The sequence below is a fragment of the Streptomyces sp. NBC_00158 genome, from assembly GCF_045160885.1.
Taxonomy (GTDB): domain Bacteria; phylum Actinomycetota; class Actinomycetes; order Streptomycetales; family Streptomycetaceae; genus Streptomyces.
The window spans coordinates 3,449,758-3,473,262 of sequence record NZ_CP108161.1 but is presented as its reverse complement, the minus strand read 5'-3'; the positions used below and the strand labels follow the sequence as shown (position 1 = coordinate 3,473,262).

20 protein-coding genes and 4 tRNA genes are annotated in these 23,505 nt (G+C 70.2%); 15 read left to right on the top strand and 9 right to left on the bottom strand.

The window, feature by feature from the left end; all coding sequences use genetic code 11:
* Nucleotides 1-62 precede the first annotated feature (62 nt).
* On the bottom strand, nucleotides 63-3,986 hold the full coding sequence (hrpA, locus tag OG553_RS15890; protein ID WP_405979607.1) for an ATP-dependent RNA helicase HrpA: 3,924 nt from the start codon (nucleotides 3,984-3,986) through the stop codon (nucleotides 63-65).
* Between the two features lie 129 nt (nucleotides 3,987-4,115).
* Between hrpA and OG553_RS15885 the strand changes: the two genes are divergently transcribed.
* Genes OG553_RS15885 through OG553_RS15875 form a run of 3 tightly spaced genes read left to right on the top strand, consistent with a single transcriptional unit; the run spans nucleotide 4,116 to nucleotide 6,371 of the window.
* Nucleotides 4,116-4,778: a hypothetical protein gene (locus OG553_RS15885; RefSeq protein WP_405979606.1), complete on the top strand. Its 663-nt coding sequence runs from the start codon at nucleotides 4,116-4,118 to the stop codon at nucleotides 4,776-4,778.
* A gap of 55 nt (nucleotides 4,779-4,833) precedes the next feature.
* Nucleotides 4,834-5,538 (top strand): DsbA family protein, encoded by a 705-nt coding sequence (locus tag OG553_RS15880; RefSeq protein ID WP_405979605.1) that lies wholly within the window; start codon nucleotides 4,834-4,836, stop codon nucleotides 5,536-5,538.
* On the top strand, nucleotides 5,535-6,371 hold the full coding sequence (locus tag OG553_RS15875) for a cytochrome c biogenesis CcdA family protein (RefSeq protein ID WP_405979604.1): 837 nt from the start codon (nucleotides 5,535-5,537) through the stop codon (nucleotides 6,369-6,371). The genes OG553_RS15880 and OG553_RS15875 overlap by 4 nt, the downstream gene beginning before the upstream one ends.
* Nucleotides 6,372-6,412: 41 nt before the next feature.
* Here the strand turns inward: OG553_RS15875 and OG553_RS15870 are convergent.
* The 3 genes from OG553_RS15870 to OG553_RS15860 form a co-directional block, all read right to left on the bottom strand.
* A tRNA-Phe gene (locus tag OG553_RS15870) sits at nucleotides 6,413-6,486 on the bottom strand.
* A 22-nt stretch (nucleotides 6,487-6,508) separates the two neighbouring features.
* Nucleotides 6,509-6,582, bottom strand: a tRNA-Asp gene (locus tag OG553_RS15865).
* Between the two features lie 38 nt (nucleotides 6,583-6,620).
* A tRNA-Glu gene (locus OG553_RS15860) sits at nucleotides 6,621-6,693 on the bottom strand.
* A gap of 126 nt (nucleotides 6,694-6,819) precedes the next feature.
* Here OG553_RS15860 and OG553_RS15855 point away from each other — a divergent pair.
* The 3 genes from OG553_RS15855 to OG553_RS15845 are packed head-to-tail and all read left to right on the top strand — an operon-like array spanning nucleotide 6,820 to nucleotide 8,017.
* A complete protein-coding gene (locus tag OG553_RS15855; RefSeq protein ID WP_030225620.1) occupies nucleotides 6,820-7,170 on the top strand; it encodes a metallopeptidase family protein in 351 nt (116 codons plus the stop codon).
* Nucleotides 7,167-7,646: a FluC/FEX family fluoride channel gene (locus OG553_RS15850; RefSeq protein WP_405979603.1), complete on the top strand. Its 480-nt coding sequence runs from the start codon at nucleotides 7,167-7,169 to the stop codon at nucleotides 7,644-7,646. The genes OG553_RS15855 and OG553_RS15850 overlap by 4 nt, the downstream gene beginning before the upstream one ends.
* Nucleotides 7,643-8,017 (top strand): fluoride efflux transporter FluC, encoded by a 375-nt coding sequence (locus tag OG553_RS15845; protein ID WP_405979602.1) that lies wholly within the window; start codon nucleotides 7,643-7,645, stop codon nucleotides 8,015-8,017. Before OG553_RS15850 ends, OG553_RS15845 begins: the two co-directional genes overlap by 4 nt.
* A gap of 439 nt (nucleotides 8,018-8,456) precedes the next feature.
* Here OG553_RS15845 and OG553_RS15840 read toward each other — a convergent pair whose 3' ends face one another.
* Nucleotides 8,457-8,807 (bottom strand): hypothetical protein, encoded by a 351-nt coding sequence (locus tag OG553_RS15840; protein WP_405979601.1) that lies wholly within the window; start codon nucleotides 8,805-8,807, stop codon nucleotides 8,457-8,459.
* A gap of 268 nt (nucleotides 8,808-9,075) precedes the next feature.
* Between OG553_RS15840 and OG553_RS15835 the strand changes: the two genes are divergently transcribed.
* The gene (locus OG553_RS15835; protein WP_405979600.1) at nucleotides 9,076-11,328 is read left to right on the top strand and encodes a DEAD/DEAH box helicase; all 2,253 of its coding nucleotides are present in this window, start codon (nucleotides 9,076-9,078) and stop codon (nucleotides 11,326-11,328) included.
* 183 nt (nucleotides 11,329-11,511) lie between these two features.
* Nucleotides 11,512-11,584: transfer RNA gene (locus tag OG553_RS15830), tRNA-Lys, on the top strand.
* A 142-nt stretch (nucleotides 11,585-11,726) separates the two neighbouring features.
* Here the strand turns inward: OG553_RS15830 and OG553_RS15825 are convergent.
* From OG553_RS15825 to OG553_RS15815, 3 genes are read right to left on the bottom strand one after another with little or no spacing between them, the layout of a single operon-like run.
* Nucleotides 11,727-12,956: a hypothetical protein gene (locus OG553_RS15825; protein WP_405979599.1), complete on the bottom strand. Its 1,230-nt coding sequence runs from the start codon at nucleotides 12,954-12,956 to the stop codon at nucleotides 11,727-11,729.
* A 24-nt stretch (nucleotides 12,957-12,980) separates the two neighbouring features.
* The gene (gene xerC / locus OG553_RS15820) at nucleotides 12,981-14,519 is read right to left on the bottom strand and encodes a tyrosine recombinase XerC (protein ID WP_405979598.1); all 1,539 of its coding nucleotides are present in this window, start codon (nucleotides 14,517-14,519) and stop codon (nucleotides 12,981-12,983) included.
* Entirely contained in the window at nucleotides 14,516-15,187 is a 672-nt protein-coding gene (locus OG553_RS15815; RefSeq protein ID WP_405979597.1) for a helix-turn-helix domain-containing protein, read from the bottom strand. Before OG553_RS15815 ends, xerC begins: the two co-directional genes overlap by 4 nt.
* Nucleotides 15,188-15,281: 94 nt before the next feature.
* On the opposite strand from OG553_RS15815, the gene OG553_RS15810 reads away from it, so the two are divergent.
* From OG553_RS15810 to OG553_RS15790, 5 genes are all read left to right on the top strand, one after another.
* Nucleotides 15,282-15,512: a hypothetical protein gene (locus OG553_RS15810; protein WP_405979596.1), complete on the top strand. Its 231-nt coding sequence runs from the start codon at nucleotides 15,282-15,284 to the stop codon at nucleotides 15,510-15,512.
* Nucleotides 15,513-15,805: 293 nt separating this feature from the next.
* Nucleotides 15,806-17,026 carry a DUF3631 domain-containing protein gene (locus tag OG553_RS15805; RefSeq protein ID WP_405983052.1) on the top strand — a complete coding sequence of 407 codons (1,221 nt, stop codon included), beginning with the start codon at nucleotides 15,806-15,808 and terminating at the stop codon, nucleotides 17,024-17,026.
* A gap of 447 nt (nucleotides 17,027-17,473) precedes the next feature.
* Nucleotides 17,474-18,223 carry a DUF2637 domain-containing protein gene (locus tag OG553_RS15800; RefSeq protein WP_405979595.1) on the top strand — a complete coding sequence of 250 codons (750 nt, stop codon included), beginning with the start codon at nucleotides 17,474-17,476 and terminating at the stop codon, nucleotides 18,221-18,223.
* 97 nt (nucleotides 18,224-18,320) lie between these two features.
* Nucleotides 18,321-18,977, top strand: a complete 657-nt coding sequence (locus OG553_RS15795) for a plasmid mobilization relaxosome protein MobC (protein WP_405979594.1) — start codon at nucleotides 18,321-18,323, stop codon at nucleotides 18,975-18,977.
* Nucleotides 18,978-20,660 carry a relaxase/mobilization nuclease domain-containing protein gene (locus OG553_RS15790; protein ID WP_405979593.1) on the top strand — a complete coding sequence of 561 codons (1,683 nt, stop codon included), beginning with the start codon at nucleotides 18,978-18,980 and terminating at the stop codon, nucleotides 20,658-20,660.
* Between the two features lie 165 nt (nucleotides 20,661-20,825).
* Here OG553_RS15790 and OG553_RS15785 read toward each other — a convergent pair whose 3' ends face one another.
* Nucleotides 20,826-21,263 (bottom strand): NUDIX domain-containing protein, encoded by a 438-nt coding sequence (locus tag OG553_RS15785; protein ID WP_405979592.1) that lies wholly within the window; start codon nucleotides 21,261-21,263, stop codon nucleotides 20,826-20,828.
* A gap of 259 nt (nucleotides 21,264-21,522) precedes the next feature.
* Between OG553_RS15785 and OG553_RS15780 the strand changes: the two genes are divergently transcribed.
* A complete protein-coding gene (locus OG553_RS15780) occupies nucleotides 21,523-22,317 on the top strand; it encodes a hypothetical protein (protein ID WP_405979591.1) in 795 nt (264 codons plus the stop codon).
* Complete coding sequence (locus tag OG553_RS15775) at nucleotides 22,304-23,473, top strand: helix-turn-helix domain-containing protein (protein ID WP_405979590.1); 1,170 nt, start codon at nucleotides 22,304-22,306, stop codon at nucleotides 23,471-23,473. The genes OG553_RS15780 and OG553_RS15775 overlap by 14 nt, the downstream gene beginning before the upstream one ends.
* The last annotated feature ends 32 nt before the right edge of the window (nucleotides 23,474-23,505 follow it).

The window sequence follows — 23,505 nt, the reverse complement described above, 5'->3', positions numbered from 1 at the left end:
CTGCCGATCTCTCGGCTGCGAATCAGACTGTACAGCAGGTCAGGGGGTGCGGTCGAACCCGATCACGGGGCGAGTGCGTCCACCGCCTTAACGATCCGCTTGTCGGAGATCGGATACGCCGTCCCGAGGGCGTGCGCGAAGTAGCTGACCCGCAGTTCCTCGATCATCCAGCGGATGTCCGTGACCGCCTCCGGGACCGGCCGGCCCTTCGGCAACTGCTCCAGCAGCCACAGGTACTCGTCCCGCATCTCGTGGACCTTCTCCATGCGCGTGGTGTCGCGCTGGGCACCCGTCGGCATCTGCTGGAGCCGCCGGTCGGCCGCCACCAGGTAGCGCATCAGGTCCGGCAGCCGCTTCAGCCCGGTCAGGGTCACGAAACCGGCCGGCATCAGGGCCGCCAGCTGCGCCTTGACGTCCGCGACGTTGGCCATCAGGGCCAGGCTGCCGGTGGTCTTCAGCCGCCGCTCGCAGGCCTGCCAGGCCGCCAGGATCTGCTGCACCTGCCCGACCGTACGCACCGTCGTGTCCACCAGGTCGGCCCGGACCCGGTCGTACAGCCGGCGGAAGCCGGCCTCGTCCCAGGCCGGACCGCCGTGGTCGGCGATCAGCTTGTCGGCGGCCGCCGTCGCGCAGTCGTCGAACAGCGCCTGGATGGAGCCGTGCGGATTGCGCGACAGCGCCAGCTTCTGCTGGTTCGACAGCTTGTCCGAGGCGAACTTCGCCGGGTTCACCGGGATGTTCAGCAGGATCAGCCGCCGCGTGCCGAGCCACATCGCCCGCTGCTGCTCGACCTCCGTGTCGAAGAGCCGTACCGAGACGCTCTCCCCGTCGTCCACCAGCGCCGGGTACGCCTTCACCGGCTGCCCGGCCCGCCGGGTCTCGAAGACCTTCTCCAGCGTGCCGATCGTCCAGTCCGTCAGACCGGTCCGCTCCAGGGACTCCCCGCCCGCCCGCTCGGCGGTGGCGGCCGCGGCCTTGGAGAGGGCCTGGCGGGCCTTCGGCTTCAGCTTCAGCCGCAGCGCCTCCAGGTCCTTGTCCTCGGCGAGGTTGCGGCGCCGCTCGTCGACGATCCGGAAAGTGATCTTCAGGTGGTCCGGGATCCGGCCGAGGTCGAAGTCCTCCGCCGCCACCGGCACGCCCACCATCCGGTGCAGCTCGCGCGCCAGCGTCACCGGCAGCGGCTCCTGCATCGGATGAGCCGTCTGCAGGAAGCGCGTCGCGTAGTTCGGCGCCGGCACGTAGTGCCTGCGGATCGGCTTCGGCAGCGAACGGATCAGCTCCGTGACGACCTCCTCCCGCAGACCCGGGATCTGCCAGTCGAAGCCCTCGTCCGTGACCTGGTTCAGCACCTGGAGCGGAACGTGCACGGTCACACCGTCCGCGTCCGCGCCCGGCTCGAACTGGTACGTCACCCGGAACTTCAGCTGCCCCTGCCGCCAGGAGTCCGGATAGTCGGCCTTGGTGACCCCGGCCGCCTTCTCCGTCAGCAGCATCTCGCGCTCGAAGTCGAGGAGTTCGGGCTCCTCGCGCTTCTTGTGCTTCCACCAGGAGTCGAAGTGCGCCCCCGAGACCACGTGCTCCGGGATCCGCTGGTCGTAGAAGTCGAACAGGGTCTCGTCGTCCACGACGATGTCGCGGCGCCGCGCCCGGTTCTCCAGCTCCTCGACCTCGGTCAGCAGCTTGCGGTTGTCCGCGTAGAACTTGTGGTGGGTCCGCCAGTCGCCCTCGACCAGCGCGTTGCGGATGAACAGCTCCCGCGACACCTCCGGGTCGATCCGGCCGTAGTTGATCTTCCGCTGGGCGACGATCGGCACGCCGTACAGCGTGACCTTCTCGTACGCCATGACGGCCGCCTGGTCCTTCTCCCAGTGCGGCTCGCTGTACGTGCGCTTGATCAGGTGCTGCGCGAGCGGCTCCACCCACTCCGGCTCGACCTTGGCGTTCACCCGCGCCCACAGCCGCGAGGTCTCCACCAGCTCCGCCGACATCAGGAACTTCGGCTGCTTCTTGAACAGCGCCGACCCCGGGAACACCGCGAACTTCGCGGACCGCGCGCCCAGGTACTCGTTCTTGTCGGTGTCCTTGAGGCCGATGTGCGACAGCAGACCGGCCAGCAGCGAGATGTGGATGTTGGTCTCGGCGCCGTCCGCCTCGTTGACGTGGATCCCCATCGTCCGCGCCACCGAACGCAGCTGGGCGTAGATGTCCTGCCACTCCCGGATCCGCAGGAAGTTCAGGTACTCCTGCTTGCACATCCGGCGGAACGAGGACGAGCCGCGCTCCTTCTGCTGCTCGCGGACGTACCGCCACATGTTCAGGTACGAGAGGAAGTCGCTCGTCTCGTCCTTGAACCGGGCGTGGTTCTGGTCCGCCTGCGTCTGCTTGTCCGAAGGCCGCTCGCGCGGGTCCTGGATGGACAGGGCGGCCGCGATGACCATGACCTCGCGGACGCAGTTGTTCTTGTCCGCCTCCACGACCATGCGGGCCAGCCGCGGGTCCACCGGCAGCTGGGAGAGCTGGCGGCCCATCGGCGTGAGCCGCTTGCGGTGGTCCTTCTCGGCCGGGTCCAGCGCGCCCAGCTCCTGGAGCAGCTGCACGCCGTCGCGGATGTTGCGGTGGTCCGGCGGGTCGATGAACGGGAACTTCTCGATCTCGCCGAGCCCGGCCGCGGTCATCTGGAGGATGACGGACGCCAGGTTCGTCCGCAGGATCTCGGCGTCCGTGAACTCCGGCCGGCCGTTGAAGTCGTCCTCGGAGTACAGCCGGATGCAGATGCCGTCGCTGGTACGGCCGCAGCGGCCCTTGCGCTGGTTGGCGCTGGCCTGGCTGATCCGCTCGATCGGCAGCCGCTGCACCTTGGTGCGGTGGCTGTAGCGGGAGATGCGGGCCGTGCCCGGGTCGATCACGTACTTGATGCCGGGGACGGTCAGGGAGGTCTCGGCGACGTTCGTCGCGAGGACGATCCGGCGGCCGGTGTGCGCCTGGAAGACCCGGTGCTGCTCGGCGTGCGAGAGCCGGGCGTAGAGGGGGAGCACCTCCGTGAAACGCAGCTGCTTCTTCACCAGCGCGTCGGCGGTGTCGCGGATCTCCCGCTCGCCGGAGAGGAAGACCAGGATGTCGCCCGGCCCCTCGCCCTGGAGCTCGTCGACGGCGTCGCAGATCGCGGTGATCTGGTCGCGGTCGCTCTCCTCGGAGTCCTCCTCCAGGAGCGGCCGGTAGCGGACCTCGACCGGGTACGTCCGCCCGCTGACCTCGACGATCGGCGCGTCCCCGAAGTGCCGGGAGAACCGCTCCGGGTCGATGGTCGCCGAGGTGATGACCACCTTCAGGTCGGGGCGCTTCGGCAGCAGCGTGGCCAGGTAGCCGAGCAGGAAGTCGATGTTCAGCGACCGCTCGTGCGCCTCGTCGATGATGATCGTGTCGTAGGCGCGCAGCTCGCGGTCCGTCTGGATCTCGGCGAGCAGGATGCCGTCCGTCATCAGCTTCACGAAGGTGGCGTCCTGGTCCACCTGGTCGGTGAAGCGGACCTTCCAGCCGACCGTCTGGCCGATCTCGGACTTCAGCTCCTCCGCGATGCGCTCCGCGACCGTGCGGGCGGCGATCCGCCGGGGCTGGGTGTGCCCGATCATGCCCCGGACGCCGCGCCCCAGCTCCATGCAGATCTTGGGGATCTGCGTGGTCTTGCCGGAGCCGGTCTCGCCCGCGACGATCACGACCTGGTGGTCGCGTATCGCCTCGGCGATCTCGTCCTTCTTCTGGCTGACGGGCAGGTTCTCGGGATACGTGACCTCCGGCATGCGCGAGGCGCGGCCGGCCAGTCGCGCGGCGGCCTTCTCGGCCTCCGCGGCGATCTCGTCGAGCACGGCCTGCCTGGCCTCGGGCTTGCGGATGCGGCGGGCGCCCTCGAGGCGGCGGCCGAGGCGGTGCGCGTCACGGAGGGAGATCTCACCGAGAAGCGTCTGCAGGGCGGCGAAGGAAGTAGACATACCTGATCGAGGATCTCACCTGGGCCGGGCGGGTGGCGAACGCATTTGTGCCCCTCCCCGTACCATTTCGGGACGAGTCCCCCAGTTGTGCCAGTGAGAGGCCGCCCACCCTTGTCCTACCGTCCGAGCGTGTGGCGCCTCCGGGCTGCCGCCGGGCTGGTGCTGCTCCTGGGCCTCGCCCTTGCCCTGGCCGGGCGGGTGCCGGGACCCCCGGACCGGGATCCGGACCTGCGGGCGGCCACCGCCCCGGCCGGGCCGCGCCAGGTGGCCCTGGACCGGGCCCCGGGCCCGGGGGCGGCAGCCGCCCACGGGCGGGGCGCCGGCGCGTATGCGGGCGGGAGGCCGACCCCTGCGGCCGCGCCCGCCCAGGCCGGGGCGGTACGGGCGACCGCGGACCGGGGTCCGGGCACGGAGACGGCCCTCGCCCCGGCCGGGCGTGCGACGGGTATTGCGGACCGGGATCCGGTCGGGGCGGAACGCCTGGGCCCGGACCGGGGTCCGGGACCGGGGGTGGCCGTCGGTCCGGAGTCGCGGGCGGCCGCCGCCACGGGTGGCCCGGATGCGGCCTCCGGCCCCGGCGGGGAGCGGGGGCCCTCCTGCGGTCCCGGAGGGCATGGGCACGGGGCCGGGGTGCTGCCCCGGGGCGGGGTCCCGGAGCACGCGCAGCTCGCGGCCGGGCGGAACGCGCCCGAGCAGGTGCGCCCGTACGCCGCGTCCCGCGCACGGGTCCACGTACGCGGGCCCGACCAGCGCGCGCCGAAGCCGGTGGAGCTGTCCGTGATGCGGGTGTAGGGGGGACACCACCCCCCTCTCACCACACGCAGCCACGCAGTCCTGGAGCACACCCATGTCCCGCTCGTCCCGCAAGCCCCTGCTGATCTCCGCCGGGGTCGCCCTCGCCGCCGTCACCCTCGGCCTGGTGTCCTGGCAGGCCACCGCCCCCGAGGAGAAGCAGCACCGCGACCCCGCCGCGGCCGCCACCCCCCGCACCGACCCCGCCGCCGAGCTCAAGGCGCTGGCCCGCCGCGAGGCCGGCGACAAGCTCGCCGTCGGCCGCGCCGACGCGCCCGTCGTCCTCATCGAGTACTCCGACTTCAAGTGCGGCTACTGCGCCAAGTTCGCCCGCGACACCGAACCCGAACTGGTGAAGAGGTACGTCGAGGACGGCACCCTCCGCATCGAGTGGCGCAACTTCCCGATCTTCGGCGCCGAGTCCGAGGCCGCCGCCAAGGCCGCCTGGGCCGCCGGGCAGCAGGACCGCTTCACCGCCTTCCACTCGGCCGCGTACGCAGAGGGCGCCAAGGCCAAGGGCTTCGGCGAGGACCGCCTCCTGGAGCTGGCCCGCGAGGCGGGCGTCCCCGACCTGGACCGCTTCAAGGCCGACCTGGCCGGCGAACCGGCCGCGGCCGCCCTGCGCCGCGACCAGGAGGAGGGCTACCGCATCGGCGTCCAGTCCACCCCCTCCTTCCTCGTCAACGGGCAGCCCATCGCCGGCGCCCAGCCCCTCGACGCCTTCACCGCCGCCATCGCCAAGGCGGCGGCGAAGCAGTGACCCACATCGGATACCTGGCCGCCCTGCTCGGCGGCCTCCTCGCCCTGCTCAGCCCGTGCAGCGCCCTGCTGCTGCCCGCCTTCTTCGCGTACTCCATCGACTCCCGCTCACGGCTCCTGGCGCGCACCGGGATCTTCTACGCGGGCCTCGCGAGCACCCTCGTACCGATGGGCGCGGCGGGCTCCTACGCCGGCCGGTTCCTGCACGGCAACCGCGACCTCCTCGTCCTCGGCGGCGGCTGGCTGATCATCGCGCTCGGCCTCGCCCAGATCCTCGGCCTCGGCTTCGCCCCGAGGCGGCTCTCCGAGCTGTCCGGCCGGATCCGCCCGACCACCGCCCTGTCGGTTTACGCCCTCGGCGCCGTCTACGGGCTGGCCGGGTTCTGCGCCGGCCCGATCCTCGGCAGCGTCCTGACGGTGGCCGCCGTCAGCGGCAGCCCGGTCTACGGCGGCCTGCTGCTGGCGGTGTACGCGCTGGGCATGGCCGTGCCGCTGTTCGTGCTGGCCCTGCTCTGGGAGCGCTTCGACCTCGGCCGCCGGCGGTGGCTGCGCGGCCGCGCCTTCCGGGCGGGCCGCTTCGAACTCCACACGACCTCGCTGCTGTCAGGGCTGTTCTTCATCACCCTGGGCGCGCTGTTCCTGGCCTACGACGGGGCGAGCGCCCTGCCCGGACTGCTGGACGTGGACGACTCGTACGCCGTCGAGCGGTGGGTCGGCTCCCTCGCGGACGCCGTCCTGGACTGGGCGCTGCTCGGTCTCGTCGGCGCGGGCGCCCTCGCCTTCGGCCTGGTGCGGTGGCGGCGCTCCGCCCGGGCGGAGCGGGAGGAGGGGTAGAACGCGGAAGGCCCCGTCCGATGGACGGGGCCTTCCTTTTGTGGCTGGGGCCGGGGTCGAACCGGCGACCTATCGCTTTTCAGGCGATCGCTCGTACCAACTGAGCTACCCAGCCACGAGACCGTTTCCAGCCTCAGCGATCCTGACGGGACTTGAACCCGCGACCTCCACCTTGACAGGGTGGCGAGCTAACCAACTGCTCCACAGGACCTGGTGTGTGCAAGAGCAAGTCTTGCACATGGTGTTGCGTACCCCCAACGGGATTCGAACCCGTGCTACCGCCTTGAAAGGGCGGCGTCCTGGGCCACTAGACGATGAGGGCTAAAGGCCCGCCGGGCACTTTGCAGCGCGTCGGGGACGTGAGAAGCATATGGGATCGGAGGAGCTATCGCCAAAACGGTTTCCCCCCACCGGCTGCGGGCGCCCCCGCCGGGGCGACAATGGCCGGGTGCTGGAGATGACGCGCGAGGAGTTCGAGGAGCTCGTCGCAGAGGCCCTGGACCGGATTCCGCCGGAGCTGACGCGGCTGATGGACAACGTCGCCGTGTTCGTCGAGGACGAGCCGCCGGCCGACGACCCCGAGCTGCTCGGCCTGTACGAGGGGACCCCGCTCACCGAGCGCGGCGAGTGGTACGCCGGAGTGCTCCCCGACCGCATCACCATCTACCGGAACCCCACGTTGCGGATGTGCGAGGACCGGGAGAGCGTGGTCGCCGAGACGGAGGTGACGGTGGTGCACGAGATCGCCCACCACTTCGGGATCGACGACGAGCGGCTGCACGCCCTGGGTTACGGGTGACCCGGCCCGTCCCGGGCGCGGAGGCCATCGACCCCGACGTCGACCTGCACGTGCCCGCCCAGCGCGCCGAGCCGCAGGGCCGGGTGCTCGCCGCCGTAGCCGCGGGCGGGGCCGTCGGCGCCTCGGCCCGGTACGGCCTGTCCCTGCTGTGGCCGGCCGCGCCCGGGGCCTTCCCGTGGGCGACCTTCTGGACCAACGCCGTGGGCTGCGCGCTGATCGGCGTGCTCATGGTGCTGATCAGCGAGGGCGGGCGGAGCGCGCCGCACCCGCTGGTGCGGCCGTTCGCAGGGGTGGGGGTGCTCGGCGGGTTCACCACCTTCTCCACGTACGCCGTGGACTTCTCCCGGCTGCTGGACGAGGGCGCGGCCCAGGCCGCGCTGGCGTACGCCGGGCTGACGGTGGTGGCCGCGCTGGGCGCGGTGTGGGCGGCGGCCTCGGTGACCCGGCTGGCGGTCGGCGGGCGGTGGCGCCGGTGAACTGGCTGCTGGTGGTGGCGGGCGCGGTCGTCGGGGCGCCGCTGCGGTACCTGACCGACCGGGCGGTGCAGGCGCGGCACGACTCCGTCTTCCCGTGGGGGACCTTCGTGGTCAACGCGGCCGCGTGCCTGCTGCTGGGGGTGCTGGCGGGGGCCGCGCTGGCAGGCGCCGGCTCCTCGCGGGTGGACCTGCTGCTGGGGACGGGGCTGTGCGGGGCGCTCAGCACCTACTCCACGTTCTCGTACGAGACCCTGCGGCTGGCGGAGCGCGGCCGGCGGTTCCTGGCCGCGGCGAACGTCGCGGCGTCGGTGCTGGCGGGGCTCGGTGCGGTGACGCTCGGGTCGCAGGTGGCGCGACAGCTGTTCGCGTAAGGGGCGTGTCTCTTACGGGGTAAAGGGAGTTGGGCTCATTGACCCGCTCATCGCGGACCCCGCCGCAGTGCTCCGGAGGTGCCCCCGTGCGCCCTTTGACCGCTTCCCTGTCCGCCTCCCTCAGACTGGCCGTCTCCGCGCTCGCGGTGGCGGCGACGGCCGGCTGCATGAGCGTCGGTGAGGACGCCGCGAAGCCGGGCCCCTCCGCATCGGTCGGCGGCAAGGACGCGGGCGGGTCCGCCGGGGCGGCCGGCGGCGGCCACGGCTCCGGGGTGCACGGCAACGGCCACGGCGTGAAGGACGGTACGGGCAACCAGGCGGGCAAGCCCGGCGAACCCGGTAAGGCCTCCGGAGCGACCGGGGCCTCGCCCAGCCCGGGCGCGCCCGCGAAGCCCGGGCAGCCCTCCCCGTCGGCCGGTCCCGGCGGCGGCGCGGGCGGTCAGGGCGGCCAGGTGCCGTCCGGGGGCGGTACGGGGTCCGGCGGCTCGGGCGCCGCGGCGGGCGGGTCCGGGTCGGGTTCGGGGTCCGGCGGCGCGGGGTCGGCGGCCGGGGGTGCGGGATCCGGGTCGGGGTCCGGGTCGGGTTCGGGATCGGGGTCGGGTTCGGGGTCCGGCGGGTCGGGTTCCGGCTCGGGATCCGGTTCCGGCGGCTCCGGGTCCGGGTCGGGCTCCGGTGGATCGGGCGGGACGCCCCCGACCCCGACTCCCTCTGTGACGGAACCCACATCGACGCCGTCGTCCGACCCGGGTCCCGGGTCGGCCGTCGCGTAGGGCGTTCTGCCCCTGTTCATGGGGTTCTGGGTGTCCCTTCCGGGGTTCGCGTAACTCGTCCCCGGGGTATCGCCGCAGGTCAGGGGCGGAACCCGGGAGCTGACTTGCCAGACCCCCGGGAGGGTGCGTATGGTTATAGATCGTTTGATCCCATTGCCCGGCGCCGAATCCGAAGAGCGCCGTGTGGCGCGTACTCTCCCCAACCGTGGCTGACCGCATTGAGGCGGTCGATTTGCGATTCACGGAGTTTGGGCGCGTGCCGAGACTCCGGAAGGTTTCGCATTTCGCATGTCCATTTCCAGTTCTGACCGTTCCGTCATGCCCGAGAACGACTCCACCGAGATCGTCGACGCCGAGACCCTCGCGGTCACCGAGGCCATGGACGCCATCGAGCGCGACGAGATCATCGAGGCCCTTGAGGCGGACGTGGCGGACGTCGCCGACGTGACCGCCGAGGCGGACGAGGCCGACGCCGACGACGCCGAGCCCACCATCACCTTCGCGGACCTCGGTCTGCCCGAGGGCGTCGTGCGCAAGCTCGGCCAGAACGGTGTCACCACCCCGTTCCCGATCCAGGCCGCGACCATCCCGGACGCCCTGGCCGGCAAGGACATCCTCGGCCGCGGCCGCACCGGCTCCGGCAAGACCCTCTCCTTCGGTCTGCCGACCCTGGCGCGCCTCGCCGGCGGCTTCACCGACAAGAAGAAGCCCCGCGCGGTCATCCTCACCCCGACCCGCGAGCTCGCGATGCAGGTCGCGGACGCCCTCCAGCCCTACGGCGACGTCCTCGGCCTGAAGATGAAGGTCGTCTGCGGCGGTACCTCCATGGGCAACCAGATCTACGCCCTGGAGCGCGGTGTCGACATCCTCGTCGCCACCCCCGGCCGTCTGCGCGACATCATCAACCGCGGCGCCTGCTCCCTGGAGAACGTCGAGGTCGCGGTCCTCGACGAGGCCGACCAGATGGCCGACCTGGGCTTCCTGCCCGAGGTCACCGAGCTGCTCGACCAGGTCCCGGCCGGCGGCCAGCGCATGCTCTTCTCCGCCACCATGGAGAACGAGATCGGCACCCTGGTCAAGCGCTACCTGACCAACCCGGTCAGCCACGAGGTCGACAGCGCCCAGGGCAACGTCACGACCATGACCCACCACGTCCTCGTCGTGAAGCCGAAGGACAAGGCGCCGGTCACGGCCGCCATCGCCGCCCGCAAGGGCCGCACCATCATCTTCGTCCGCACCCAGCTGGGCGCCGACCGCATCGCCGAGCAGCTCATCGAGGCCGGCGTGAAGGCCGACGCGCTGCACGGCGGCATGACGCAGGGCGCCCGTACCCGCGTCCTCGCCGACTTCAAGGACGGCTACGTCAACGCGCTCGTCGCCACCGACGTCGCCGCCCGCGGCATCCACGTCGACGGCATCGACCTGGTCCTCAACGTGGACCCGGCCGGCGACCACAAGGACTACCTGCACCGCTCGGGCCGTACCGCCCGTGCCGGCAAGTCCGGCGTCGTCGTCTCCCTGGCCCTGCCGCACCAGCGCCGCCAGATCTTCCGCCTGATGGAGGACGCGGGCGTCGACGCCTCGCGCCACATCGTCCAGGGCGCCGGCGCCTTCGACCCGGAGGTCGCCGAGATCACCGGTGCGCGCTCGCTCACCGAGGTCCAGGCCGACTCCGCGAACAACGCCGCCAAGCAGGCCGAGCGCGAGGTCGCCGACCTGACCAAGCAGCTGGAGCGCGCGACCCGTCGCGCCGCCGAGCTGCGCGAGGAGGCCGACCGCCTCGTCGCCCGCTCCGCCCGTGAGCGCGGTGAGGACCCGGAGGCCGCCGTCGCCGAGGTCGCCGAGGCCGCCGAGGCCGAGGTCGCCGCCGCCGTGGCCGCCGTCGCCGAGCCGGTCGCCCAGGAGCGCACCTTCGAGCGCCGCGACGACCGGGGCAACTACGAGCGCCGCGACAACCGTCGTGACGACCGTGGTGGCGACCGTGGTGGCTTCCGCCGCGACGACCGTCCCTCGGGTGGCTTCCGCCGCGACGACCGTGGTGGCGACAACCGTGGTGGTGGCTTCCGCCGCGACGACCGTCCGTCCGGTGGTTTCAACCGTGACGACCGTGGTGGCGACCGTGGTGGCTTCCGCCGCGACGACCGTCCGTCGGGTGGCTTCCGCCGCGATGACCGTGGTGGCGACAACCGTGGTGGTGGCTTCCGCCGCGACGACCGTCCGTCCGGTGGTTTCAACCGTGACGACCGTGGTGGCGACCGTGGTGGCTTCCGCCGCGACGACCGTCCGTCGGGTGGCTTCCGCCGCGATGACCGTGGTGGCGACAACCGTGGTGGTGGCTTCCGCCGCGACGACCGTCCGTCCGGTGGTTTCAACCGTGACGACCGTGGTGGCGACCGTGGTGGCTTCCGCCGCGACGACCGTCCCTCGGGCGGCTTCCGCCGCGACGACCGTCCGTCCGGTGGTTTCAACCGCGACGACCGCGGTGGCGAGCGTGGTGGCTTCCGCCGCGACGACAAGCCCCGCTGGAAGCGCAACGGCTGACGCCTGAGCGCCACCTGACGAGGAATCGGCCCCCACAGCACTCCGGTGCGGTGGGGGCCGAGCCCATTTCCGGCCGTTTCGCCCCTCCCGCACCGGATGGCGGGAAACCGCCGGAGCCACACCCGGCGATACCCGATCGGTCCGCAGCCCCTCTCCGGCTATGCTCTGGGGTGAGCACCTGGAGGGCCATTAGCTCAATTGGCAGAGCAGCGGACTTTTAATCCGTTGGTTGTCGGTTCGAGTCCGACATGGCCTACTGCTCGCAGGCGGGGGACACGTCCTCTGACCTGCTCCTGAGCGCCCCACCCGATTCCGATCGGGTGGGGCGCTCAGTCGTTTCCGGGCCCCTGCGTGAGCGATGCGTGAGCGGACGGCCTGTGACGAGGCGCCATCCGGCGCTACGAGACGGTCTCGCCCGGTACTGGCGGTGTCTCCAGCGCAGCTTCGATGGCCTCTACGGCAACCGCGAGGTGGCGGTAGATCTGCGTCGAGAGTCCCGTCCGCTTCAGGCCGTGCTGGAGCGGATCGCGCATGTGCTTCTCGCAGATGACGAAGTCCGCGTACCCGGCTGCACAGGACAGATAGACCATGTCCGTCAGATCGTTCGGGCGCCACTTGGTGCCCTTGTTGAGGTGCCGGCTGTGCAGCATCTCCCGGAAGAGCCCGAGGGCCCGTGACCCTCCGATGGCTCGTACCAGCCCTTTGAAGCCCCATTCTCCGAACAGTTCCTTCGGGACGTCTGCCGCAGCGGCCTCCTCGGCCAGTTCCTCTTGTAGATCCTTCAGAAGGTGGATATCGATGGCCCTGCGCTTCTGCTGAGCGTCCTGCTCCAGCCCGTCCAGCCAGTCACTGAACCGCTGGCTCAGCGCCGTCCACCCGGTGTCCGGTCCTGGCTCCACCTGCTGGGTGTCCAGCATCGAGTCGATGGAAACGGAGGCGGCGAGCAGTGCCTCGTACTGGAAAGTGAATCCGCTCTGGAACCTTGGCGGTCCATCGGGAGTAGTGCGCCGGGTGGGAGAGAAGAGGGCATCCGGGTCCAGAGTGATGACCGGGGCGGAGCGCAGGCTGGCGCAGCGGTTCATGCGGTGGGAGAAGGCATCGTGAAGCTCGTTCCGCCGGACCTGCAATGGATCGCGCATCTGCCAGCCACGGCTGTATTGCAAGATCGTCAGGCCTAGCGCGTATCGCTTCTCCGTGCTGAAGCGCTTGCTGGTCTCGAAGTAGTGGCCGGCAGAAGCGGGGAGGACGATGCGGCGTTGGTCCACCCATTCCCTGAGCTTCCGGGCAGCGGCTCGATCCGCCTCGCTGCTCTTAGCGCTGCCCCGGTCGGCATTGCTCAGAAGGCTCCACTGGTTCTGGTCGAGGTAGACGACGAGTCGCCCTCCGAGCTGGTCCCCAGCTCCTTCCAGCGGCAACTCGAAGAGGACCTGGTCCCCTGTCAGGGTGGTGGCGAGGAGGGCTCCGTATGCCGGGGTGAAGTCGAGCCTGGCCACGACGCTCGTGTCTTCGAACATGGAGGTGTCCAGCGGAAACCGCGCCTCCTTCCCGTCAGAGCGGGTGAAGACGGTGCAGGCCGCTGCGCGATCCATGGTGATCAGCTTGATGGACAGGGTGCTCTCGTTTGCCACGAGAGCAATCCTGCGCGGATTTCCTCAGGATGTGACCTGGTTTGTTTCCGAGGCCTTCGCCGAGCGAGCACGAGGCACCAACTGCGCCGCCGCTTCCGCAGCCGCCTGGTCGACCTCGGGGAGCAGGCTCGTGTACGTGTCCGAGGTCAGTGTGATCGTGGAGTGCCGGAGCGTCTCCTTGATCGTGTGGAGGTCGCCGCCACCGCCGTGGGTGAGCGTGGCCGAGACGTGGCGCAGATCACGAAGGGTGATCGGCGGCAGGTCGGTGCGGGCCAGGATCTGCCGGAAGGTCTCCGAGGCGGTCTCGGGGTGGAGCCAGGCGCCGTTCTCCTGGGTGAAGACCTTGCCGGTGTCCTGCCAGGCCTTCCCCCACTTCTTCCGCTCCTTCAGCTGACGGGCGCGGTGCTCGCGCAGCGCGGCGACGTTCAGGCTGTCCAGGGCGATGGTGCTGGCACTGCCGTCCGTCTTCGGTGCGGACTCGTACGGGTCCCAGCCGTCCACCACGATCTCCTTGGACGGCGTGATCTGCCCGCCGTCCAGGTCGACGTCGGACCACTCCTGGCCGACGCATTCGCCACGGCGCAGGCCGCGTGTGCCGGAGAGGTGGAAGAGGGCGTACAGCCGGTCGCCTTCGGCTTCGTCGAGGAAGGCTCCGAACTGGGCCGGGGTCCAGACCATGACGGGGGAGGGCTTCTCGCCGGTGAGGCGCCACCGTTCCACGCGGGCGTCCGTCCACAGGAGCGGCTTCGGACGCTTGCCCGACTCCAGCTCGACGTGGGACGCCGGGTTGAAAGTGATGAGCTGCTGGCGGATCGCTCCGTTCAGCGCGGCACGCAGCGTGCGACGGATGCTCTGCCGGGTCGCCGGGCCCGTCGGCTTCCGGAAGGGGCCCATCGCGGCCAACTTGGCCCGCTCGGCGGCCAGGAGCGCCCGCTCGGCCGCGACGGGCCTGCCCGCCTTGCTCGGCTTGCAGCGGGCGATTTGCTCGCGCCGGGCCAGGTTGTGGGACTCGATCTCCTCGTTGGCATCGGCAAGGGCGTCGAACATCTCGACCAAGTGGGCGACGTTCAGACGGTCGAGGCGGAGATGCCCGATCCGGGGCCGGAGGTGGACGCGGATGTGGGAGGCGTAGCCGTTCGTCGTGGTCTTCCGCGTCTTCTTCGACGCGAGCCAGCGGTCCAGCCATTCGCCGACAGTGATCGACCCGAGGAGCGAGGTCCCGGCCCGCAGCCGGCGCCGGGTCTCCTCGACGTCGGGAAGCGGAGCCTTCTCGTCGGCCACCTGCTCCAAGAGGGCCGCGATGCTGGCGATGCTCTCGGGGTCGTCCGCCGCGGGTATGCCGAGGAGTGCTCGTACGTGGTCCAGGTCAGCTTGGGCGGCCTTCAGGCTCTCGTACCCGGCGCGGTTGAACGCGCGGCGGGTGCCGTCCTCGCGGGGCGAGAGTTCCTGGCGTACGGAGTACGAGCCGTGCTTCCGGCTGGAGAGCTTGGGGCACTTCTTGCCGAGCGGCTTGCCGGTATTCGCGTCACGGCAGTAGCAGCGGCGGTGGGTGGAGCCCTTCAAATGTCGTCCTCTTCGTCGGTGTCGGGTGGGTCGATGTCGGCGAGCTCGGGCGGCAGGTAGGGAAGGAGCCCGCTGTGGCTGCTGATGTAGGAGCGGGCCTCACGGAGGGACTCCTTGGCTTGGGAGACTCGTTCGGCGAAGACCGCGTGGGCGCGTTGGGCTTCGGTGCGTCGGACTGGGTCCTTCTCGGTTTCGACTGTGTGCCTTGCGTAGCCTTCACTCGCCATGGCGCTCTCGGCCCGGGACAGAGCTGAGATGTGCTGGCGCTGTTGGTGGAGCATTTCGTGGTCGTCCAGTCCGGCGTCGTCATGGGCCGAGAACCAGAGCAGGGCCTCCCACGGTGGGATTCGCTCCTGGAGAGGCAGGCGCTGTACCTCGGGGACGTACCCGACGGGGTAGATCAGGCAGATCGGGCTAGTCCAGAGGGCCTCTGCCAGCACGATGACATCAACCAGGGGGAGGTTGGTCCTCCGGCCGGACTCCATGTTCGCGATCACGTTGCGAGGGATGGGGTGGCCGATGTCTTTGCAGCGGTCGGACAACTGCTGTGCGCTCCAACCGATTTCCTTTCTCCGTCGCTTGACCTCGTTTGCGACGGTGGCCATGACGTGGTCCGCCCATTCGGGAACGTCGTCCTCGTCTCCATCATCGAATTCGCGTTGTGTCATGGAGACACAGTAGCTCGGTCAGACTTGTTCTCATAGGCCCGGAGCCGGACGTGAGGACCGCGTTCGCCGACGGCTGTGACGAGAGGAGTGCTGCGTGCGGGAGAACCTGACGGGGACCGGGTCGAAGGGGATGAGTCGCGAGGAAGTGCTGGCCCTTCCGGCGGCCATTGACCTGGACACCAGTAACCGTGCGCTGGGTCTCGGTCGGAGTAAGGGCTACGAGCTGGCCAAGCGGGGCGAGTACCCGTGCAAGGTGCTGCGGCTGGGCAAGGCGTACCGAGTGGTGACCGCAGACCTGGTGAACCTGCTGGGCCTGGCCGCTTGAGGGCGAGAGAAGGTAGCAGATCATTCTGCGCGGAGCTGACACAGAAACGCTGGACTGTGCCGGAGGTCGAACGTACTGTTCGTCGTCGCCCGCCTCCACCAAGGGCTCACGGGAAACGAGTGAGCCCCCGACGCGCCAACGTCGGAGGCCCCGGCAACATCCCCACCCGCAATCACACGGTCAACCCGAGTGGCCTGCACGCACGCGGCCACAAGAGAAGGAGCTGCCTCTTGAAACCTACGACATCCACACCCCCTGCCGCACCAGCCAAGACGGACTGGCCCGTGACCGCGATCCCCGGCCAGCCGGGCGCCCACCTGCACGACGCACAGGACGGGGGACTCGACGCAGCCGCCGAATCCCCAGCCGAGGCCGACGTCCCTCCGGAGCCGCTGGCCCCCGCCTCGGAGGGGGAGCGGATCCTGGACGAGCTCCGGACCACGATCCGCCGCTACGTGGTCATGCCCAGCGAGGAGGCCCTGACCGCCACCACCCTGTGGGCGGCAGCCACCCACCTGCAGACGGTGTGGCAGCACGCCCCGCGCCTGGCGGTGGTGGGACCCGCGAAGCGGTGCGGGAAGTCGCGACTGCTGGAGGTCTTGATCGAGACCGTCCACGATCCGCTGATCACGGTCAACGCGTCAGCGGCGGCGATCTTCCGATCGATCGACGGCAGCAACCCGCCCACCCTCCTGGTGGACGAGGTCGACACGATCTTCGGGTCGGCGAAGGTCGCGGAGAAGAACGAGGAGATGCGCGGCCTGCTGAATGCGGGCCACAGCCGCAACCGGCCCACCCTGCGGGTGTCCGGGCCCAACCACGAGGTGCAGAAGTTCTCCACCTACGCCATGGCCGCCCTGGCCGGTATCGGGGACCTGCCCGACACGATCATGGACCGGTCCGTGGTCATCCGCATGCGCCGCCGCGCCGGCAACGAGAAGGTGACCGCCTGGCGATACGGCCGAGACGACGTGGTGGTCAGGGAACTGCGGGAGCGGCTGGCGGCCTGGCTGGGCAGCCTTCACGACGAGGCCAGGGCCCTCGAGCCCAAGCTCCCCGTCGATGACCGCGCCGCCGACACGTGGGAGCCGCTGATCAGCGTCGCCGACCTCGCGGGCGGCGAATGGCCGCGGATGGCTCGCATCGCGTGCAAGGCGATGACGGACTACGAGTCCGGACGCGACGAGGACGGCGGACTGAAGATCCGCATCCTCACGGACATCCGCCGTGCCTTCGCCGGCGAAGGCAACCCACCGGCTCTGCGGACCAACCGCCTGCTGGACATCCTCAACGCCGACCACGAGGCGCCGTGGGCCGAGCACAGCCCCAAGGGACTCACCTCGCGCGGCCTGCAGATCCTGCTCGACGACTACGGGATCGGCTCGGGCAACCGCCGCTTCCCGGGCGGGAACCAGGCCAAGGGATTCACCCCGGCCCAGTTCGCCGACGCCTGGATGCGGTACTGCCCGCCTGAGAATCCCGCCCCCGAGGCCCCGCCCGCCACCGGAGCCTGACCCTCCACGACTCGTCCCACCCGTCCCCGCGCAGGTCAGCGCGGGGACGGGTGAACAGCCCGCAACGAGTCGACTCGACATCAACAGGCCCGTCGACCTCGTCAAACGCCCCCGACGAGGTTCGCATCCGCCTGCCCGGGGGCTCGCCGCCCTGCTGCGGGTCGCCACCCGTACTGACTCGTCCCCACTCGTCTCGCCAACCGGGCCGCAGGCGGCTGTCCGACCAGTGCAACGAGTCGAGTCGACATCAGCCGCCCACCCGTACCTGCCCTGACCTGCGCGGGGACGAGTGGGACGAGTCCGCGCCCTTCACGGCCACCCGCCCCCCGCGGTCCCCGCCAACTCCCTGGAGCCTCGCGCTTGCCCTCGCACGCCAACCCGTCCTCCCCCACCCCATCCCCGGCTCGGCCCAAACTGGCCAGAGCGATCCGTACCGGGGTCGCGCTCATGGCGCTCGGCGCGTTCGCGCTGTCCTACGACGCCCTGCGTCAGATGGCCGCCGCCAGCCACGTCCACCCAGCCCTCACCTACGTCTTCCCCCTCCTCGTCGACGGCTTCATCGCCCTGGGGATCGGCGCGCTCCTAGTCCTGCACGCCGGACCCCTGCGCGCCCGCCTTTACGTGGCTTCGCTGGTCGCACTCGCCACCGCCACCAGCATCTGGGCCAACGTGCTCCACGCGATCCGCCTCAACCAGCAGGCCCGCCACACCGGACTCCCGCTGGACGACATCACCGTGGGCGTCATCTCCGCCATCGCCCCGCTCGCACTGGCAGGCGCGGTCCACTTCTACCTGCTCGTCCAACGCCAACCCGCCACGCGCCACAACACCGCAGACGTCCAAGCCGCCACGCGCCACAAGCCCGATGTTGTGGACGAACCTAGCCAGGTGCTGGCAGCCGACGCTGGGGCGCCAACACCCGTGGAAACGAGCCGGAATGTGGCCGAGCCTGCGGGGAAACAAGAGGCGGAAATCGACACCCCGCCCAAGCGCAAGAGCGGCAAGCCCAGCGCCACCTTGGAGCAGGCCATCGAGATAGGCCGCACCGCGCAGCCCGGCCGGGACGGACACGCCTCCCGCCGTCGCATCGAGGCCGCCGTCCGCGACAAGGGCTTCACCATCAACAAGGACCTCGCCGAGGAGGTCAAGGACCTCCTCCAGGCCGAACTGGACGAGCACGCCGCCGCCGTCCACTGATCCAGCCTGCCCACCCGTACCGGCACTGCGGGTGGGCAGGCACCTTCCCCCGCACTTCGCCCACTGAGACGACCCCACCTCCGAAGAAAGGCCCGGCATGTCTGACCTGCGCACCCCCGACCTCACCGTCCACCGGCAGCACAACACCCGTACCCCAGCCCCAGACCAGGCAGCAAGGTATGGCGTTGGACCGTCCAAGGGCCGGTCCAACGCAGCCTCCGCCCCGGGGGTGGCGGAGGCAGAACCCCGGCGCGAGGGCGCACCGGGGCAGGAGGCGGCCGGTGCCGCCGACCCCGGGCTGCCCGTCGTCGTACGGGCCGCTGACGAGGCCGCGCTGTACCGGGTCGCCCGCCGTCGCGCCCGCCAGAAAGTGCAGCGCAAGGAGCGCGTCGACGTCCGCTACAGCGTCGCCGAGAAGCAGGCGATCCTCGCCGAGGCCCGCCGCCTGAACCTGGCCGGCGCGCACTACGTCGGCGCCGTCGTCATGGCCCACCTGCACGGTGATCTCGCGCTGCCCGGCCAGCGGACCTCCCACGATGACCTGATCGACGAGCTCGCTGCCCTGCGGTTCCAGGTCGCCGCTATCGGCAAGAACGTCAATCAGATCGCCTTCAAGCTGAACTCCGGCGGCCATCCACACCCTGGGGACACAGCCCTTCTCGCGGAAGCCCGACGCGTCCTCGGCCTGGCGCGTGACGCCGCCACATCGATCGATGTGGCGGCGGACAACGCCGCCACATCAAAGGCGGCCTGATTGATCACGAAGATCGGCAAGGCCGGCGCCAACACCCACGGTGTCCTGCGCTACCTCTATGGGTCAGGCCGTGCCAACGAGCACACCGACCCCCACCTGGTCGCGTCCTGGGACGGCTTCGCCCCCGACCCCGGCCGCGACGAGACCGCCACCCTCGCCCAGCTCGCCACCGTCCTCGACCTGCGCGTCAAGCAAGCCGGCGACCGCGTACCCGCCAAGCACGTCTGGCACTGCTCGGTACGAGCCGCACCCGAGGACCGGATCCTGACGGATGACGAGTGGGCGACGATCGCCCGCCGGATCCTGAACGCCACCGGCATCGCCCCCGCCGGCGACCCCGACGCCTGCCGCTGGGTCGCGGTCCGCCACGCAGAGGACCACATCCACATCGTCGCCACCAAGGTCCGAGGCGACCTCACCCCACCCCGCAACTGGAACGACTACCCGCGCGCCGACAAAGAGTGCGCCGCGATCGAGCAGGAGTACGGACTGCGCCAGGTCGTACGCGGCGACCACACCGCCGCCAAACGCCCCACCCGCGCCGAACAGGAGAAGGCCCTGCGCGCCGGCCACACCGCCACACCCCGGGAGAGGCTGCGCACCACCGTCCGCACGACCGTGGCCGCTGCCACGGACACCGAAGAGTTCTTCACCATCCTCCGCAGCGCAGGCGTGCTGGTGGACATCCAGCGCTTCCCCTCCGGCGACATCCGCGGCTACAAAGTCGCCTTCGCCGACGACAACAACGCCCAAGGTGAGCCGGTGTGGTTCTCAGGCTCCACCCTCGGCCCCGACCTGTCCTACCCCAAGATCAGCGAACGCCTCGCCACTACCGAAGCCGCCTCCATGGGTCAGCACTCCGGCCGCCGGCGAACGGCATGGCAGCAGGTCACCGACGCCGCCGACCAGATCCCCGACGTTCTCGAACAGGCCGACGACGCCGTAGGCCAGGCGCACATCACCGTCCTCGCCGAAACCCTCGACGCCCTCCCCCTCATCGCCCCCGCCAGCTACAAGCCCCAGCTGGCCCAGGCAGCAGCCGCATTCGAGCGAGCCAGCCGCTCCCGCATCCGCACCCGCCACCAGCAAGCCCAAGCCACACGCCGAGCCATCAAGGCGATCGTCCGTGAACCCGCACCCAAGGACGGAGCCCTCCTAGCGATCCTCCTCGACGCCCTGCTCCTGGCCGTCGTCGCAGCCCAGCACTGGCACCACACCCGACACCACGACCAACAAGCCGTAGCCGCCCGCCAAGCAGCCGAACACCTGCACGCCGCCTACCAGGCCGCCGCCATCCAGCCCCTGACCGTGATCCACCAGCGCGGCCTCCGCCTGACCGTCACCGTGCAGCAACGGCAAGCCGCCCTCGTCCGCCAAGCACTCCCCGACCTGGCCGAGCAGATCCTCACCGAGCCCAGCTGGCCCGCCCTCGCCGCCACCCTCACCGACGCCCAGCAAGCCGGCCACGACCCGACCGCCCTGCTCGCCGAAGCCACCCGACGACGGGAACTCGACACCGCCACCTCGATCAGCGACGTCCTCGTCTGGCGGCTCCACCGTCTCGTCGGCGTGACAGGTGAAAGGCCCGCTCACCCCGACTCCGCGAGCACCACCCGCCTGGGTTCGAGCGCAGCGGTCCTCGGTACCTCACGACCGCAACCACCCCGCCGAAGCAGCCGGTAGCCCGAAGGACGCCACGGCCACTGGCGGGCGCCCTGTTCCTTCAGGGAACACGGCAGGTGTTCCTTCAGGGAACGGTCGGATCGTTCCCTGAAGGAACACGGCGCGTCACCGGGGCCACCGCAACTCAGCGTTGGCTCGGTGGCGCGCCCATGTGGTCGTACGGTGCTAGACCGCGACCTCGGCCCCGAGGGTGCCGGCACCGATGGCGCCTCGCAGAACGTGGGCGATCTCCTCGGGCTTGAGGTCGATGCCGTCGAGCCCCTCCATCGTCAGCGGGACTTCCTCCAGCGCGTACTCGCCGCGGCCTTCGGCGCTGAACTCGGGACCGGTCCGGTCCTCGAAGGACCATGTCGCAATGCAGGCGAGGTAGAAGAGCTGACGCTCCTCGTCGGACTCCATCATGTGGAGGAGGCGGATGATGTCGGCCTTCCCCGCGATCTCCTCGTGAATCTCCCGGTGGAGGGCGGCCTCCCGAGACTCGTCGCCCTCCTCGACGCCGCCGCCGGGCAGTACCCAGTACTCGGGGATTCCTGGCTTGGTGCGGCGGATGACCAGCATCGTGTCGTCAGCGGTGACGAGGACGGCGCGGACTCGTTCGATCATTTCGCTCTGTCTCCCTGGTCGTTGGCGGTCTCTGTGCGGCAGCCAGCCGCCATTGGCGTGGACGGCTGCCCAGTGATGAACGACGTTCGGCCATGCGCGGGACGCCACGCGTCAGGTGCGGTAGAGCTAGCCCCAGCGATACCCACAGTCGTCGAACACGCCGACCACAGAAGCTGTTGTGCAAATTCTTCGACATCAACTAAAGTCAGGACCGCACTGGAATGCTTCGATGCGTAGTCCGACCCTAGGAGTCGTCCGCATGAGTGTGCCTCAGTCGCCGTGGGCGACAGACGTGTTCGGCGATCAGGTCGCAGCTGTACGCCTCGGCGTCGGACAAGGTCTTCGCAACATGCAGGCCAACGCACAGGCCGCACAGGAACAAGCAGCATCCCGCACCACCCGTACGTACGGCACCAGCCGGTATGAGAACCAGTACGAGCGGCTGCAGGACGAACTCAAGGACCTGCCCGGCGCCCGCGCGGTCCAGCCGTTCGGGTTCTCATACGAGCTGATGCTCATCGGCAACGGGCTGCTCTACCCGTTCCGGTACTCCAAGACCAAGTCGGACGTACGCAGCGCGCGTATCCCCAGCGAGTCGCGGCTGGTACGGGAGCTCTTCACCTTCGCGCCAGCGCCGAAGCACACCCAGGACCCGTTCGACATCGACTTCGGGACGGCCGTCCCGACCGCCGAGCCGCGCGGCGCTCTGGCGACCGTCCCACAGGGCACCCAGTTGATCCTGGTTCCCTTCGCCTGCAACGCCTCCGAGCTGCTCGAGGCGCACTGGGGCATCGCGGCGCTCGGGGCGAACCGCCGGCTGGAATGGACCACCGATCCCGAGCCGCTCCACCTGCCTCAGTCGGTCACCTCGTACACGCCGCGACCGATCAGCATTCCGCACCAGATCACGGCACACACCAGCTTCGCCGACGGAACCGAACCCACCCTTACGCTGTCCTCTCGTACTGCCTCGGACCGGGCCCTGCACGTACCCGCTCAGACCGAAGCAGAACCCGTCGAGGACCAGACCAGCGAAGACGATGCGACTCACTAAGCAAGACCTGATTCCCGGTACGGAAGAACGAGGCGCCACGCCGCGTGCCATCTCCGACGGCTTCGATCCCACCCGGCTGACACAAGCCCGTCGGTTGGCGGAGATGACGAAGAAGGACGTGGCGGCACAGCTCGGGGTGACGCCTGCCGCGGTGGGTCAGTACGAGACGGGGGTCTCGAAGCCACGGCCTGACTTGATCCCCCGCCTCGCGGAGATCCTCGGGGTTCCGGTGACGTTCTTCCTGCTGGGAAGGCCGGCCAACCGGCTCGACGCCTCCATGGCGCACTTCCGGAGCCTGCGCAGCACGCCGAAGTCCCAGCGAGAGCGCGCTCTCGCCTTCGCCGAGCAGGTCTGGGAGCTCACGTACGCGCTGGAACAGCGGATCCAGTTGCCCCTTGTGGATCTGCCCGGTTTCGCCGGCGGGGAGGTCCACCCCGGCGAGGAGCTGTCCGCCGATCCGGCGTCCGCCGCCCGTGAGCTGCGCAGGCGCTGGGGTCTCGGTGACGGGCCTGTCACACACCTGGTGAGGCGGATGGAGTCCCACGGGATCGTGGTGGTGATGCCGCCCGCCAGTGATCCTTCCGCTGCGAGTGTGGACGCCTTCTCCACCCGGGCCGCGCGACCGCTCGTCGTTCTGACGGCCAACCGGGCAGACGACATCTACCGGCACCGGTTCACCGCCGCCCATGAACTGGGCCACCTCGTGCTTCACGGCGACGCAACTGGTGACAGCCGCCAGGAGAAGGAGGCTGACGCCTTCGCGGCCGAGTTCCTGACCCCTCAGTCCAGCATTCTGCCCCTGCTGCCCAGGCGGATGGATATCGCAAAGCTGGCGGAGCTGCGAGGAGTCTGGGGGGTCTCCCTCCAGTCGCTCGTCTACCGATGCCGCGAGCTGGGACTGATTTCCGACGCCACCGCCAGCAGGACGTACCAACGCCTGCGCGCGCTCGACGGCCAGCCCGGCTTCACGCCGGAATCGGTCTCGAACTTCCCCGGCGAACAGCCCTCGCTGCTCGGTCAGGCCTTCGACCTGGCGGCTAAGGAAACGAATCTCTCCGTTTCCGAGCTGGCACATGAACTAGCGTGGACCAACAGGCGGGTTCGAGATCTGCTCGGTGTCCAGGAGCAAAGGCCCGTGCTCCGCCTCGTCCAGTAACGCCGAAGCCTCCGAGCACCAACACGGGCCAC